This window comes from Variovorax glucosi (genome assembly GCF_051216695.1).
In the GTDB taxonomy this organism is placed as follows: Bacteria; Pseudomonadota; Gammaproteobacteria; order Burkholderiales; family Burkholderiaceae_C; genus Variovorax.
In genome coordinates, this window is record NZ_JBPJZE010000001.1 from 569,497 (window position 1) to 583,469 (window position 13,973).

Consider the following 13,973-nt stretch of genomic DNA (forward strand, 5'->3'; position numbering starts at 1 on the left):
GGGGGAAGACCGTTTTTCAGCCTCAGGTCGCTTCGCCTGTTATGGCAACGCCGAGCGAATCCGCCAGCGCCGACAGCGCCTTCCAGCTGCCGTCGCCCAACGCGATATGCGTCGAATTCTTCAGACGGTTCCTCGCCTCGTACTCACCGGGGTACTGCACCGCGTTCGTGCCGGGCTGCGGCGGGCACGACAGCAGATAGTCGATGAAGGCACCGGCCTCGTGCCCCTGCCACGACGCCGCACCGGCCCGCGACGGATCGAAGATCACCGCGAACATGTTGTTGGTCGCCAGCCCCTCGCGCGGATGCTCCGGCTGGATCGTTCCTCCGCCCGACAGCACGCCGGCCAGCAATTCGGCAATCACGCCGAGCGCGTAACCCTTGTGGCCGCCGAACGGCAACAGCGCGCCGGGCGGATTCGCGAACATGACGGACGGGTCGCTGGTCGGCAGACCATCGGCATCGATCAGCGCACCGTCGGGCGCGGGATCGCCGTTGTCGGCCAGCACGCGCGCCTTGTTCAAGGCGATGGTGCTGGTCGCCATGTCGAGGATCAGCGGCGGCCGGCCGTCGGGCAACGGACTGGCGAAGCAGATCGGATTGGTGGTCAGCCGCGCCTCGGCGCCGCCGAAGGGCGCGACCATCGGCGGCCGGTTGATGACGTTGGTGAAAGCGATCAGCACCATTCCGGCCGAAACCGCCTGCTCGCCGTAACTGCCCATCCGGCCGAGGTGATGGCTGTCGCGCAGCGTGACGATGCACTGGCCGTGCGCGCGCGCCGCCTCGATGCCCGCGGCGATCACCTGCTTGCCGACGTGCTGGCCGAAACCGTGCCGGCCGTGCCAGGCCTGGAAGACGCCGCCGTCGGTTTCGAGGGTCGGGCGAGCAGCGCCGAGAAGCTGGCCGTCGGTCAACGCCCTGGCGTAGCCGGGCAGTATCGATATGCCGTGGCTGGCGTAGCCGACGCGGTCGGATTCGACCAGGTGTTCGGCCACGTCTCGGGCGATGTCGGCGGGTACGGCCTGCTTGTCGAGGATGCGCACGACCAGATCGGTCGCGGCGGCAAGAGAAAGACGAATCGGCATGGAAGTTCCCTGGTTGGCGGTGCCTGCGACGAGCCCGTCCAGCCATTGTGTGTCGGTCGCGCAGTTTTCATGCCTTTCTACAATCCCTTCCATGCCAGACAAGACCTCCGCGCCGAACGCGCCAACCGCCGTACCACCTGTTGCCGCACCCGTCCTGAACATCGCCGCCTACCTGTTCGCCGGCATCGACGATCCGCAGACGCTGCGCACCGCCCTGCTCGACAGCGCCGCCGCGCGCCAGCTCAAGGGCACGATCCTGCTGGCGCCCGAAGGCATCAACCTCTTCCTGGCCGGCGAAGCCGACAACGTGCGCGGATTCGTCGCCGAACTGCGTGCCGACGCGCGCTTCGAGACGCTCGAAACCAAGGAAAGCTGGTCGTCGGCGCAGCCATTCCGCCGGCTGCTGGTGAAGGTGAAGCGCGAAATCATCCGTATGGACCATCCCGCCATCAATCCGGCCGCCGGTCGCGCGCCCGGCGTGACGCCGACGACGCTCAAGCGCTGGCTCGACCAGGGCCACGACGATGCCGGAAAGCCGATCGTTCTGCTCGACACGCGGAATGCATTCGAAGTCGATCACGGCACTTTCGAAGGTGCCATCGACTGGCGTATCGAGAAGTTCACGCAGTTCCCACCTGCGCTGATCGAACACCGCGACGAACTTGCGGGGAAGACGGTGGTGAGCTTCTGCACCGGCGGCATCCGTTGCGAGAAGGCGGCGATCCTGATGCGGGAAGCCGGCGTCGAAGACGTGCTTCAACTCGAAGGAGGCATCCTGAAGTATTTCGAAGACGTAGGCGGCGCGCATTACGAGGGCGACTGCTTCGTGTTCGACGGCCGGCGAACGCTGGCGCCTGATTTGAGCGCGACGGGTGGGGACGCGAGTGCGTGGGCTGCGGAGGACCCAGATTTTTCGGTGAAAAGATAGCACCTTCAAACGCATCGTATGATGCTATTTTTGGTGCATTGGAAGTAATCATGCGAACAACCATCACTCTGGATGACGAACTCATGGCCCAAGCTCGGGCCATGACGGGCATTCAAGAAAACTCGGCGCTCATACAACAGGCGCTCAAGAGTTTCGTGCAGCGAGAAGCCGCACGACGGCTCGCGCTTCTCGGCGGCTCATCGCCTGACCTGAAACCCATACCGCGTCGGCAATCCGAACCATCAGATGATCCTCGTTGATACGTCGATCTGGATAGATCATCTGGCCCACGGCGACGAGCAATTGCAGACGCTGCTAAATGACGGGATGGTGCTGACTCATCCTTATGTCATCGGTGAAATCGCACTGGGCAATTTGCAGAAACGCACCGAGACGATTCAAGTACTGGAACTCTTGCCGAGCGTCGCTGTCGCCAGCCCGACAGAGGTGATGGCGCTCCTGACCGCGGAACGCCTGTTCGGATCGGGCATCGGCTACGTCGACCTGCATCTGCTTGCGTCTACGAGGCTGGAACCTTCGACGTTGCTTTGGACGCGAGACAAGCGACTTGAACAAGCAGCAAAACGTTTGAATATCGCTGCGTTTTCGCTGCACTAGCTGAAGCTTGGGTTCCGATGTGCAGTCCCGCAAGGACGGCGCGCTGAAGGAATACGTCGCACACAAATCGCGGAGATAACGTCTGCCGAGCAACTCGGCACGACATTCAATCTGTTCCCGCACTCTCACGCTCCGCGTTGCCCTTCTCCCACGCCCTGCGCCATCCGGAGTCCTCACGCTGACCGGTCTGTTTCAAACCAACCGATCACTCAAAGGACACCTCATGACCCTCCATAGATTCGCAGACAAGACCGTCATCGTCACGGGCGCCGGCTCGGGCATCGGCAAGGCAACCGCCATCCGCTTTTCGGAAGAAGGTGCGAACGTCGTGCTGGCCGGAACGACGCTGGAAAAGCTCGAAAAGATCGCAGTCAATCTACCCGCCGACAGGACGCTCGTCCGCGAGACCGACGTTGCCGACTTCGCGCAGGTTGAAGCACTGGTTGCCGCGACTGTCGAGCGATTTGGCGCGCTGCATGTGATGGTTGCCAATGCCGGCGTCGTCGTCCAGGGCAAGGCGTCGGAAGGCTCGCTGGAGGACTGGAACAAGGTCATGACCACCAACGTCGGCGGCGTTTTCCACTGCGCGAAGGCCGCCATGACCGAACTGAAGAAGAGCCGTGGCTGTATCGTGAACACCGCATCGGTGTCCGGCACCGGCGCGGACTGGGACATGGGCTTCTACAACGCGTCGAAAGGCGCGGTCGTCAACCTCACGCGCTCCCTGGCGCTGGACCACGGCGCCGACGGCGTTCGCGTGAATGCGGTCTGCCCGAGTCTGACGCGAACCGGCATGACCGAAGAAATGGAGCAGAAGCCCGAACTGATGGCAAAGTTCAAGGATCGCATCGCGCTAGGCCGGCCGGCCGAAGCCAGCGAAGTCGCATCGGTGATCGCCTTTCTGGCGAGCGACGACGCGAGCTTCGTGACCGGTGTGGCACTGCCTGTCGACGGCGGCGTCAGCGCGTCGAACGGTCAGCCGCGGATGCGCTGACGCACTGCACTGATTCAGACCGGCGTCGTGCCGGCGTCCGGCGCCGGGTCCTGCACTTTGAAAGGCGAACCCGGCAGCGGAATGAATTCCGTCTCGCCGGGCACATGTCCCATGCGTTGGGCGGACCAGTCGTCACCGGCCTGAAGAATGCGTTCCTTGCTGCTCGAGACGAAGTTCCAGGTAATGAAGCGCGGACCGTCCAGCGGCTCGCCGCCGACCACCATCAGCCGTACGGCGGACGCCTCAGCCGGTACGATCAGCAAGGCACCCAGCCCGTCCGGCAGCAGCGTCATGGTGTGCGCCTCCACCGGCGTGCCGTCGATGGCGATCGCACCGTCGACGGTGTAGACGGCAAGTTCCGGCGCCAAGGCCGGCAGCTTGAAATGCGCACCGGGATTCAGCAGGACATCGAGGTAGATCGTCGGCGCATAGGTCGCGACCGGCGACCGCTTTCCAAACGCCTCGCCGACCAACACCCGCACGCGGGCGCCCTGCTCTTCGACTTCCGGAATCTTGTTGCTTGCCGTATGCACGAATGCCGGCTCGACTTCTTCATGTGCCTGCGGAAGCGCTGCCCACAGCTGCAATCCATGGTTGACGTATTCATCCGACTTCAAGCGCTCGGGCTTGCGCTCCGAATGCACGATGCCACGACCGGCAGTCATCCAATTGATCGCGCCGGGCAGGATCTCCTGCACGCTGCCGAGGCTGTCGCGATGCATCATCGCGCCCTCGAAAAGATAGGTGACGGTGGCCAGGCCGATGTGCGGATGCGGTCGCACGTCGTGCTGTTCGCCGGGCCGTTCGTGAGCGGGACCGAAATGGTCGAAGAACACGAAAGGTCCGACCGAACGGCGCTTGGCGGCAGGCAGCAGACGGCGCACCTTGAAGCCGCCGCCGAGGTCCTTGTCATGACCGGTCAGCGTGAGGAGATCGTTCATGACGAAGTCCGGTTCAACCGCGCAGCTTGGCCGCGATCTCGGCGACTCGCTTGCCGTAGGCCTTTGCCGTATCGAGGTCGCCCTGCGGGATTTCCTGAACGCTCGCATCCGAGGGCGATTGCGCCATCGCGCCGACGGAGCTGCCCAGGTTGTTGATGTCGTTGCGGGTCGCGGCCTTCTTGTTCGACGGCGGCATGCCCAGGCTGGTCCAGATGCCGCCGTGCTGCGAAGCCAGCGTCTGCAGATATTGCAGCGTGACCTGCTTGTCGCCGTTGAAGCTGGCGCTGTTGGTGAAGCCGCCGAAGACCTTGTCCTTCCAGCCCATCGTGAACCAGACCTTGGACGTCGCGTCGGCGAACTTCTTGAACTGCCAGCTCGCGCCGCCCATGTAGGTCGGCGTGCCGAAGATGATGGCGTCGGCGGCGGCCAGCGTTTCCCAGGCGCCTTCCGGCAGGTTGCCTTCGGCGTCGATGGCGATCAGTTCGCCCTGTGCACCGTCGGCGACGAACTGCGCGACGCGCTGGGTATGGCCGTAGCCGGAATGGAAGATGACTGCGACGTTTGTCATTGAATGCTTTCGAGAGTTGTGGAGGATCGAATCAGCGCTTGTCGATGCTCAGACGGCCGGGGCCGAATGCAGCGAAGGCGAGCAGGCCGCCTGCGATGGCGATGTTCTTGTTGAAGTTGATGGTCTGCATCATCTTCATCGCGTCAGGCGCGGACCAATACTTGTGAAAGAACAGGGCGGTAGCCACGGTGAAGATTGCCATCACGATGGCGACGATGCGGGTCTTGAAGCCGAGCAGCAGCGCGATGCCGAGGCCGAGTTCCACAAGAATTGCGATCGCCGCGGCGACCTGCGGCAGCGGCAGTCCGGCCGACGTGATGTAGCCGACCGTGCCCGCAAAACCCATCAGCTTGCCGAAGCCCGCCGGGATGAAGAGATAGGCGATCAGGATGCGGCCGACGAGGGCGATGACGTCCTGCGTCGAGGTGGTGGTGATGCCGGTGGAAGTCGGGTAGGTCGTTGAAGCCATGAAAGTCACTCCTGAAAAGAAAAGAACAAAGGGAAAAAGGAAACAAGCAAAAAAAGGGCCGCTGTCGAAGCGGCCCCGGGATCATGCAGCGAGATCGAACACCAGCACTTCGGCATCGTTGCCAGCGCTCAAGGCGAGTTGCGATTCACCCTCGATGAGCGCAGCGTCGCCGGTCGTCAGCTTGCGGCCGTTGACCTCGAGTTCGCCGCGCACCAGATGCACATAGCTCTTGCGCGCCGGGTCGAGTGTCAGCGACGTGCTTTCCGCGCCGTCGAACAGCCCTGCATAGAGCCGCGCATCCGAATGCACCGTCACCGAACCGTCGCTGCCGTCCGGCGAAGCGACCAGCCGCAGATGGCCGCGCTTTTCGGCGTCGGGAAACTTCTTCTGCTCGTAACCGGGCTCGATGCCACGGGCGTTCGGCAGCAGCCAGATCTGCAGGAAGTGCGTGGTCTCGTCCTTCTTGTGATTGAACTCGCTGTGCATCACGCCGCGGCCGGCGCTCATGCGCTGGACTTCTCCGGGTGGAATGCTCTCGATGTTGCCCATGCTGTCCTTGTGCGCCAGTTCGCCGGACATGACGTAGCTGATGATTTCCATGTCCTTGTGGCCGTGGGTGCCGAAGCCGGCGCCTGCGGCCACGCGGTCTTCGTTGATCACGCGCAGGTTGCCGAAGCCCATGTGCGCCGGGTCGTGGTAACCGGCGAAAGAGAAGCTGTGGAAAGACTTGAGCCAGCCGTGGTCTGCGTAACCGCGTTCCTGGGATTTGCGAATCGTCAACATCGTTGAACTCCTTGCCCCGAAGGGACTTTCTGCACTGCCGCACCGTATGTGCCGCCGATGAAGCAACTTTAGAGCGGTTGAGGTGGCTGAAAGTCGTTCGCGTTTGATGTCATCATTCAAATTATTCGAACGATTGAAAGCGCCAAATGCTGAGTCCCCGCGATGTCCTGACGCCCGATTCCCTCGGCATGCTGCAGGCGGTGGTCGGCGCCGGCAGTTTCGCCGGCGCGGCCCGCACGCTCGGCCTGGTGCCCAGCGCCCTCAGCTACCGGGTGCGCCAGATCGAGGACGCGCTGGACGTGCTGCTGTTCGACCGGAGCGCTCGCCAGGCACGGCTCACCGAAGCCGGCGCCGAACTGATGCGCGAGGCGCCGCGCCTGCTGGCGGATGTCGAAGCGGTCGCCAATCGCGTGAAGCGCGTGGCGACCGGCTGGGAGCCGCTCTTCACCATCGCGGTCGACAGCGTGATCGCGCGCGACCCGATGCTCGACCTGATCGGCGCGTTCTATGCCGAAGACCCGCCGACGCGCCTGAAGCTGCGCGACGAAACGCTGCTCGGCACCATCGAGGCGCTGGCCAGCGGTGAAGCCGACCTCGCGATCGGCTCGGTGCTGGACGCTGCCAGCATGGCATTCACGGCAGCCGGCATCCGCACCCGGCCGCTGGGCGAACTGCGCTTCATCTATGCAGTGGCACCGAACCATCCGCTGGCGCGCCTGACGACGCCGCTCGACGATGCGACGCTGCGCGCGCACCGCGCCGTCGTTGCCGCCGACTCGTCGCGTGCCGGTCCGAGCATGAGCGTCAACCTGATCGGCGGTCAGGACGTGCTCACCGTACCCACGGTCCACAGCAAGCTTGCAGCGCAACTCCACGGGTTGGGCGGCGGTTTCCTGCCCGAGCCGATGGCACGCCCGTACATCGAGGCCGGGCATCTGGTCGAGTTGCCGACCGAGCGCGTCCAGCCGGTCGGGCAGATGCATGCGGCCTGGCGCGCACGCGCAGCGGGTCATGCGGGCCGGGCGCTGACATGGTGGTTGGCGCAACTCGATCACGAAGGCACCCGCCGCGCCCTGCTCGAGCGCCACCGGGGCCGCTGAAACCCGATGTAGAGTGCGTTTCCAAAAGAAAGAAATCGTCATGTCCACCTCTCCAGACCGCGCCGCCCGCCCCGCTCCGGCACCCCGCAAGTTCGCTGTCATCGGCGCCGGCATGGCTGGCATCGCCTGCGCCCGCACCTTGATGCAGGCTGGCCATGAAGTGACGGTGTTCGAAAGCGAAGCCGCAGCCGGCGGACGCATGGCCAGTGAGTCGACCGCGTTCGGTCGCTTCGACAGCGGTGCCCAGTACTTCACCGTTCGCGATCCACGCTTCGAACTCGCGCTCAAGACCGAGCCGACCACCTGCAAGCGCTGGAGCGCCAATCTGGTCCGCGTACTCGACCCGCACGGCCGCGTTGCCGAAGCAGCGCTGCCGTCGCTCGAATCGCACTGGGTGGCACAACCGGGCATGGACGCGCTGGTCGTGAACTGGGCCAAGCCGCTCGGCGAGCGCGTCGTGACAGGCGCAACCGTGGTGCAGATTGAAGCCGATGCGCTGAGCCCGCGCAAATGGCAGCTGCGCACCGAAAGCGAAGGCGGCGCCACCGGCGTGCATTCGGGTTACGACGGCGTGCTGCTGGCCGTGCCGCCGGCGCGCGCACGGCTGCTGCTGTCGCGCGGCAAGGTGTCCGAGCCGGTCGCGCGCGGCATAGCCAAGGTGCAGGCATCGCCGTGCTGGACGCTGATGATCGCTTTCCCGCAAGCCAATCAGCCGACCATGTCGCACCTCGGGCCGCAGTGGAATGCCGCCCGCAGCACGCACCACCGCGTGGCCTGGCTCGCTCGCGAATCTTCCAAACCCGGCCGCGATCCGGTCGAACGCTGGACGCTGCAGGCCAGCCCGACCTGGTCGCAGGAACATCTGCGCGACGACGCGCAGCGCGTCGAAGCCAAGCTGATGCGCGCATTCGCCGAAATCACCGGCATCTATGCCACGCCCAATTACGCTCGTGCCCGTTGCTGGCCCGAAGCGCAGACGCAGGTGCCGCTGGGCAAGACGCATCTCTGGGATGCCAAGGCGCGCATCGGCGTTGCCGGCGACTGGTGCATGGGGCATCGCGTGGAAGACGCGTTCCTGTCGGGCCTTTCGCTGGCCCTGGCCGTTCTCTGAACATCCTCTGACCGGACGCTTCGCGCCATCGCCGACCGGCCCGCTGCATGCGGGCTCGCTGGTCGCCGCGCTGGCCAGCTGGCTCGACGTGCGCGCGCGCGGGCCGTTGGCGCAGTGGCTGGTGCGCATCGAGGATGCCGATACCGCACGCTGCCTGCCGGGCATGGGCGAACACATCCTGGCGCAACTCGCCGCCTGCGGAATGCATCCCGACCTGCCGCCGGTTTGGCAGACACAACGCTTCGCGCCGTACCAGCAAGCGCTAGACCGGCTCGTCGCTGCCGGACGTGCCTACCCGTGCGCCTGTTCGCGCAAGGACATCGAATACGAACTCGCCCGACGCGGCGTGACGCACGACCGGCACGGCGAACGTGTCTATCCCGGCACCTGCCGCAGCGGACTGCACGGCCGGCAGGCGCGGGCCTGGCGCTTCGCCGTCGTACCGCTCGACGGCGCTGCGGTCACTGCAGTCGCTGAACAAACGTCCGTCGTCGACTGGACCGACCGTCGCCTCGGCGCGCAGTGCCAGGACGTAGCAGTCGAAGTCGGCGACTTCATCCTTCGTCGCGCGGACGGCGTCTGGGCCTATCAGCTGGCTGTCGTCGTCGACGATGCCGATCAGCGAATCGGCGATGTCGTGCGCGGCGAAGATCTGGCGGACAACACGGCGCGCCAGATCGCGCTGCAGCAGGCGCTCGACATGCCCACGCCGACCTACCTCCACACGCCGCTGGTCATGGCGCCGGACGGCCAGAAGCTGTCCAAGCAGAACGGCGCGCAGCCAATCGACACGTCGACGCCGGCGGCTGCGCTGGCTGCGCTCGAAGCCGCGGCGCGAGTGCTCGGCCTTCCGTTGACGCAGGCACCGACCGCCGCCGAGGCGCTGTCCGCCTGGATTCCGGCATGGCACGATCTCTACAATTCGCGGCCTTGATGAATGCGCCCGTGAACGACCTCCCCAACTCCCCTCCCGTCCCGCCGGAATCTCAGGAACTGCCTGCTGTTCCAGGCCCGTACGACCCCGAGAACCCGCATCCGCTGCACCGCCGCCTCAAGAGCTTCGTGCGCCGCGCGGGTCGCACGACCGACGGCCAGGCACGCGCGTACGAAGAATTCGGCCCGCGCTTCTTGCTGCCGTACACCGAATCTCCCGTCGACTTCGCCGCCGTGTTCGGCCGCGACGCTCCGACGGTGCTGGAAATCGGCTTCGGCATGGGCGAAGCGACGGCGCACATCGCGGCCGTGCGTCCGGACGACAACTTTCTCTGCTGCGAGGTGCACGAACCCGGCGTAGGCGCGCTGCTGAAACGCATCGGTGAGCAGTCGCTGACCAACATCCGCATCTGCGCGCACGACGCGGTCGACGTCATCGACCACATGCTGCCGCACGGCGTACTGGCCGGCGTGCACATCTTCTTTCCCGATCCGTGGCACAAGCTGCGGCACAACAAGCGCCGGCTGATCCAGGCACCGCTGGTTCGCAAGCTGGCCGAACGCCTGGCGCCGGGCGGCTATCTTCATTGCGCGACCGATTGGCAACCCTATGCGGAGCAGATGCTCGAAGTGCTGTCGGCCGAATCGATGCTGCGCAACACGGCAACGACTTATGCGGAGAAACCGGAATACCGGCCGCTGACCAAGTTCGAGAATCGCGGTCTCAAGCTGGGCCACGGCGTCTGGGACCTCGTCTTCGAGCGCATCGACGGTCGCGACTGAGTCGTCAGCCGCTCGACAGCAGGCGGCTCATCGCGAGCGGCAGCGACGACATGTCGCGCAGCAGCGCGATGCCATCGGGACCGAAGATGCGCGCGGCCTCCGGCGAACCGGTGCCGGGCATCAGGCACAAGCAACGCACGCCGGCCCGCCGGGCGGTCCGCACTGCGTGGCGCGCATCCTCGGTTAGGTAGCCGGGCTCGTGGACATCGATGTCGTACGCCTCGCCATCGCCCAGCACCAGCGCGATCCGCCGTGTCGCCGGTTGCTCCAGAAGCGCACGCGTGGCATGCCGCAACGCCGCGCCGATGCGCGTGGAATCTCCGGCCCGCAGCCCCGCGAGCCGACGCTCCGCAGCGTCGTTCCACGGTTGGCCGAAACCGAGCACCCGGCTGTGTCGAACGGCATGCCTGCCGTCGGAACTGAAACCCTGGATGGCGACGCGCCAGCCCAGCCGCGACATGGCTGCCGCCAGTTCGGCTGCGGCGCACTGCGCCAGCGACAGCACCGTTGTCGCGCTCCCAGCTGCACTCGCGTGCAAAGGCCGCTCGCCGCTCGACGCGGAAGTGTCCAGCAGAAGCATCACCGCCAATCTGGCCGGCGCGTGCCGTATCCGACGGTAGACGCGCTCATCCCACGGCTGGCGGCGGCGCAGTGCGGCCAGCGTCTGAACGGAATTTTCGACATCCAGTTCGTCGCCGTCGGCCTCGCGCGGCTGAAGGACGCGTGTCCGCAAGGCCGCGACCTGCAGCGCGGCACGCAGACGCGCCGCCGGAAAGGGAATCGACGGCGATGACGACGGCGACGACCACCGTACCGCAGAAGCGGATTCGCTCGCCGCGTGTTCGATCACCGCACACCAGTCGCGCCGCTCGCGGCCGATGCGCCGATCCCATTCGGGATAGCGCCACTGCACAGGCTCGGGCGGGATGTCGCCGGTCGCATCGTCCTTCAGGCGCGCTGCTGTCGGCGCCGGCTGCGACCGACCCGCATGCTGCTCGTCGCTGTGCCAGAGCCAGCGGTTGTCGTCGCGGTAGCTCGGTCCGGGCCGGTACAGCTTCGGATTGAAGCCGATGCGCATCTGTCCGATGTCGTTGCCCAGTGCGGAAGCGAGCTGGCGCAGCGCACGCGGAGCGGTTTGAGCCAAAACCTCCTGGCCGCTACCGTCGCTGAAGAACATCGACCGGCCTTTCGCGATCCAGGGATGCGGATCGACATAAGAGGCGTCGATGAGACCGCGGGCAAGCCTCAACATGAGCGTTTCGAAGTCGTCGCCATCCTGCGACGTCACCGTGTGCAGCGGCGCCCAGAGTCGTCGCAGACCCGGGAGCTGGCGACAGGCGAGCGCTTCGGCACGCGCATCCTCCAGCAGGCCGAGCAGCGCCTGCGTGATGGGCGCCATGCCCTCGCGCACGAAAACGCTGCGCGAGAAAACGAGATGCGCCGCGGCATGGGCTGCTGCGGCGCGCTGCCAGTGCGCGGCACTCGCGCCGTCGAGACCGGCAGGTGCGGCAGGTGCGGCAGGTGCGGCCGGAAGGTGCAGGCCGGCGTGCGAGAGGTACGGCTGCGCATCGCCGGCGTCGCCCTCGATCGCAGCGGGCAGCAGCAGCAACGGCGGCGCGACGTTCCAGAGCAGCCGCAGATACGGGCCGAGCGGAGCCAGCTCAGAACGAGGCATCGACAGCGGCCAGCAGCGCGTCGCGCAGCACCGCGTCGTCGGTCAGCGGTGCGACGAGCGCCATGCGGCTCGCGGCAGCCGGCGTCATTCCGCAGCGTACGAGCTGCGCCGCGCGCACCAGCATGCGAGTCGATGCGCCCTCCTCCAGTCCGTGGCCGGCGAGGCGGCGCGAGCGGATTCCGAGCGCGACGAGTGAAGACGCCAGCCCGACATCGACACCGGCTTCGCGCATGAGGATCTCCGTTTCTTCCTCGGCGCCGGGATAGTCGAACTCCAGCCCGCAGAAACGCTGCTTCGTCGAGGCCTTCAGGTTGCGGCTGCCGCCGGGGTTGTACGACACGACGAGCGCGAAGTCCGCATGCGCGCGCACCACCTCGCCGTTGCGCTCGATCGGCAACATGCGGCGGGTGTCGGTCAGCGGGTGGATCACCACGGCGGTATCGGCACGCGCTTCCACGATCTCGTCGAGGTAGCAGATCGCGCCGTGCCGCGCGGCGAGCGTCAGCGGGCCGTCCTGCCAGCGCGTGCCTTCGGCGTCGAGCAGCCATCTCCCGACGAGGTCGCCGGCGGTGGTGTCCTCGTTGCACGCGACGGTCACGAGCGGCTTGCCCAGGCGCCATGCCATGTGTTCAACGAAGCGCGTCTTGCCGCAGCCGGTCGGCCCCTTGAGCAGCATCGGCAATCGCTCGGACCATGCGGCCTCGAAGCGTTCGCATTCGTCGCCGACCGGTCGGTAATAAGGTTCGGTAGCGATGCGCCAGTTCGAGAGCACGTCGGGCATCACCGGTGGACGTTGACGGTGTCTTCGTTCGGGATCCCTTCGATCGGCGCTTCGGCCGTGCCGACGGTGGTGCGCGTGAACGACTCCACCATCTCGCGCGTGCCCTGCGGGTCGGCGACCCACCTGGCATAGAAGTCGAACGGGCAATCGGCCACGCCCTTGTCGCCTTCGCGCGAGTTGATCATCCCGGTGTAACCGCGGTGAACCAGCTTGAAGAGATGATTCTCCGACTGGCCGTTCTTTCGGAAATCGCGGATCAGCGACTTGCTCAGCGCCGCGTACTGGATGCCCATCTCTTCGGTACCGCATTCGCCGAGCGTGCGCCCGTCGAAGCCGATCAGCGAGGAATGGCCGAAGTACGAATACACGCCGTCGAAACCGGCGGCATTCGCCACCGCGACATAGGTGTTGTTGGCGAAGGCCATCGCCTTGCTGATCAGGATCTGCTGCTCCTTGGCCGGGTACATGTAACCCTGGCAGCGCACGATGAGTTCGGCTCCCTTCATCGCGCAGTCGCGCCAGATCTCGGGATAGTTGCCGTCGTCGCAGATGATCAGGCTGATCTTCATGCCCTTGGGGCCGTCGCTCACGTAGGTGCAGTTGCCCGGATACCAGCCCTCGATCGGCACCCACGGCATGATCTTGCGGTACTTCTGGACGATCTCGCCCCGGTCGTTCATGAGGATCAGTGTGTTGTACGGCGCCTTGTTCGGGTGTTCCTCGTGGCGCTCGCCGGTGAGCGAGAACACGCCCCACACCTTCGCCTTGCGGCAGGCCTCGGCAAAGATCTCGGTTTCCGCGCCGGGGATGGACGCCGCGTTCTCGTACATCTCGGCGCTGTCGTACATGATCCCGTGGGTGCTGTATTCGGGGAAGACGACGAGGTCCATGCCGGGCAGTCCGGACTTCATGCCGACCACCATCTTCGCGATGGCGCGGCAGTTGTCGAGCACCTCTGCCCTGGTGTGGAGACGCGGCATCTTGTAGTTGACGACCGCGACACCCACGGTGTCGTTGCTGCTTGAGATATCGCCGTGGATCATGAACGCAACCTTGTCTTGTGACCGTGGAACGGCCCGATTCTGCAAAGCCGGCGAACCCTCGCGAATACGTTGATTGACGTAGGGGAGACCCCGCCGGATACCTCGCAAGGAGCCCGCGGCAAAAAAGCACGAAAATCACGCGTCGATTCAATTTCTCCCTCC

16 protein-coding genes are annotated in these 13,973 nt (G+C 65.6%); 8 read left to right on the top strand and 8 right to left on the bottom strand.

Annotated elements, in window-relative coordinates; translation table 11 throughout:
- Positions 1–22 precede the first annotated feature (22 nt).
- Positions 23–1,078 carry an Ldh family oxidoreductase gene (locus ACSFA3_RS02780; RefSeq protein WP_435504942.1) on the bottom strand — a complete coding sequence of 352 codons (1,056 nt, stop codon included), beginning with the start codon at positions 1,076–1,078 and terminating at the stop codon, positions 23–25.
- Positions 1,079–1,175: 97 nt separating this feature from the next.
- Between ACSFA3_RS02780 and ACSFA3_RS02785 the strand changes: the two genes are divergently transcribed.
- The 4 genes from ACSFA3_RS02785 (at position 1,176) to budC (ending at position 3,624) form a co-directional block, all read left to right on the top strand.
- A complete protein-coding gene (locus ACSFA3_RS02785; RefSeq protein ID WP_435503868.1) occupies positions 1,176–2,012 on the top strand; it encodes a sulfurtransferase in 837 nt (278 codons plus the stop codon).
- Between the two features lie 50 nt (positions 2,013–2,062).
- Positions 2,063–2,272, top strand: a complete 210-nt coding sequence (locus tag ACSFA3_RS02790; RefSeq protein WP_435503869.1) for a type II toxin-antitoxin system VapB family antitoxin — start codon at positions 2,063–2,065, stop codon at positions 2,270–2,272.
- Positions 2,259–2,630 carry a type II toxin-antitoxin system VapC family toxin gene (locus ACSFA3_RS02795; RefSeq protein ID WP_435503870.1) on the top strand — a complete coding sequence of 124 codons (372 nt, stop codon included), beginning with the start codon at positions 2,259–2,261 and terminating at the stop codon, positions 2,628–2,630. The genes ACSFA3_RS02790 and ACSFA3_RS02795 overlap by 14 nt, the downstream gene beginning before the upstream one ends.
- A gap of 223 nt (positions 2,631–2,853) precedes the next feature.
- A complete protein-coding gene (gene budC / locus ACSFA3_RS02800; protein ID WP_435503871.1) occupies positions 2,854–3,624 on the top strand; it encodes a meso-2,3-butanediol dehydrogenase in 771 nt (256 codons plus the stop codon).
- Between the two features lie 14 nt (positions 3,625–3,638).
- Here budC and ACSFA3_RS02805 read toward each other — a convergent pair whose 3' ends face one another.
- From ACSFA3_RS02805 to ACSFA3_RS02820, 4 genes are all read right to left on the bottom strand, one after another.
- Positions 3,639–4,565, bottom strand: coding sequence for a pirin family protein (locus tag ACSFA3_RS02805; RefSeq protein ID WP_435503872.1), 927 nt, complete (start codon positions 4,563–4,565; stop codon positions 3,639–3,641).
- A 13-nt stretch (positions 4,566–4,578) separates the two neighbouring features.
- A complete protein-coding gene (locus tag ACSFA3_RS02810; protein ID WP_435503873.1) occupies positions 4,579–5,133 on the bottom strand; it encodes a flavodoxin family protein in 555 nt (184 codons plus the stop codon).
- A gap of 31 nt (positions 5,134–5,164) precedes the next feature.
- Positions 5,165–5,602, bottom strand: a complete 438-nt coding sequence (locus tag ACSFA3_RS02815; RefSeq protein WP_435503874.1) for a DoxX family protein — start codon at positions 5,600–5,602, stop codon at positions 5,165–5,167.
- Positions 5,603–5,683: 81 nt separating this feature from the next.
- Positions 5,684–6,385, bottom strand: a complete 702-nt coding sequence (locus tag ACSFA3_RS02820) for a pirin family protein (protein ID WP_435503875.1) — start codon at positions 6,383–6,385, stop codon at positions 5,684–5,686.
- Between the two features lie 146 nt (positions 6,386–6,531).
- On the opposite strand from ACSFA3_RS02820, the gene ACSFA3_RS02825 reads away from it, so the two are divergent.
- From ACSFA3_RS02825 to trmB, 4 genes are read left to right on the top strand one after another with little or no spacing between them, the layout of a single operon-like run.
- Positions 6,532–7,485: a LysR family transcriptional regulator gene (locus ACSFA3_RS02825; RefSeq protein ID WP_435503876.1), complete on the top strand. Its 954-nt coding sequence runs from the start codon at positions 6,532–6,534 to the stop codon at positions 7,483–7,485.
- A gap of 40 nt (positions 7,486–7,525) precedes the next feature.
- Positions 7,526–8,596 carry an NAD(P)/FAD-dependent oxidoreductase gene (locus ACSFA3_RS02830; RefSeq protein ID WP_435503877.1) on the top strand — a complete coding sequence of 357 codons (1,071 nt, stop codon included), beginning with the start codon at positions 7,526–7,528 and terminating at the stop codon, positions 8,594–8,596.
- A 7-nt stretch (positions 8,597–8,603) separates the two neighbouring features.
- A complete protein-coding gene (gene gluQRS, locus ACSFA3_RS02835; RefSeq protein WP_435504943.1) occupies positions 8,604–9,530 on the top strand; it encodes a tRNA glutamyl-Q(34) synthetase GluQRS in 927 nt (308 codons plus the stop codon).
- Positions 9,530–10,312 (top strand): tRNA (guanosine(46)-N7)-methyltransferase TrmB, encoded by a 783-nt coding sequence (gene trmB / locus ACSFA3_RS02840; protein ID WP_435504944.1) that lies wholly within the window; start codon positions 9,530–9,532, stop codon positions 10,310–10,312. The genes gluQRS and trmB overlap by 1 nt, the downstream gene beginning before the upstream one ends.
- Positions 10,313–10,316: 4 nt before the next feature.
- On the opposite strand, the gene ACSFA3_RS02845 is transcribed toward trmB, so the two are convergent.
- From ACSFA3_RS02845 to ACSFA3_RS02855, 3 genes are read right to left on the bottom strand one after another with little or no spacing between them, the layout of a single operon-like run.
- Positions 10,317–11,987 (bottom strand): nitric oxide reductase activation protein NorD, encoded by a 1,671-nt coding sequence (locus ACSFA3_RS02845; RefSeq protein WP_435503878.1) that lies wholly within the window; start codon positions 11,985–11,987, stop codon positions 10,317–10,319.
- Positions 11,974–12,768 carry a CbbQ/NirQ/NorQ/GpvN family protein gene (locus ACSFA3_RS02850; protein WP_435503879.1) on the bottom strand — a complete coding sequence of 265 codons (795 nt, stop codon included), beginning with the start codon at positions 12,766–12,768 and terminating at the stop codon, positions 11,974–11,976. Before ACSFA3_RS02850 ends, ACSFA3_RS02845 begins: the two co-directional genes overlap by 14 nt.
- Complete coding sequence (locus ACSFA3_RS02855; protein ID WP_435503880.1) at positions 12,768–13,811, bottom strand: aliphatic amidase; 1,044 nt, start codon at positions 13,809–13,811, stop codon at positions 12,768–12,770. Before ACSFA3_RS02855 ends, ACSFA3_RS02850 begins: the two co-directional genes overlap by 1 nt.
- Positions 13,812–13,973: the final 162 nt, after the last annotated feature.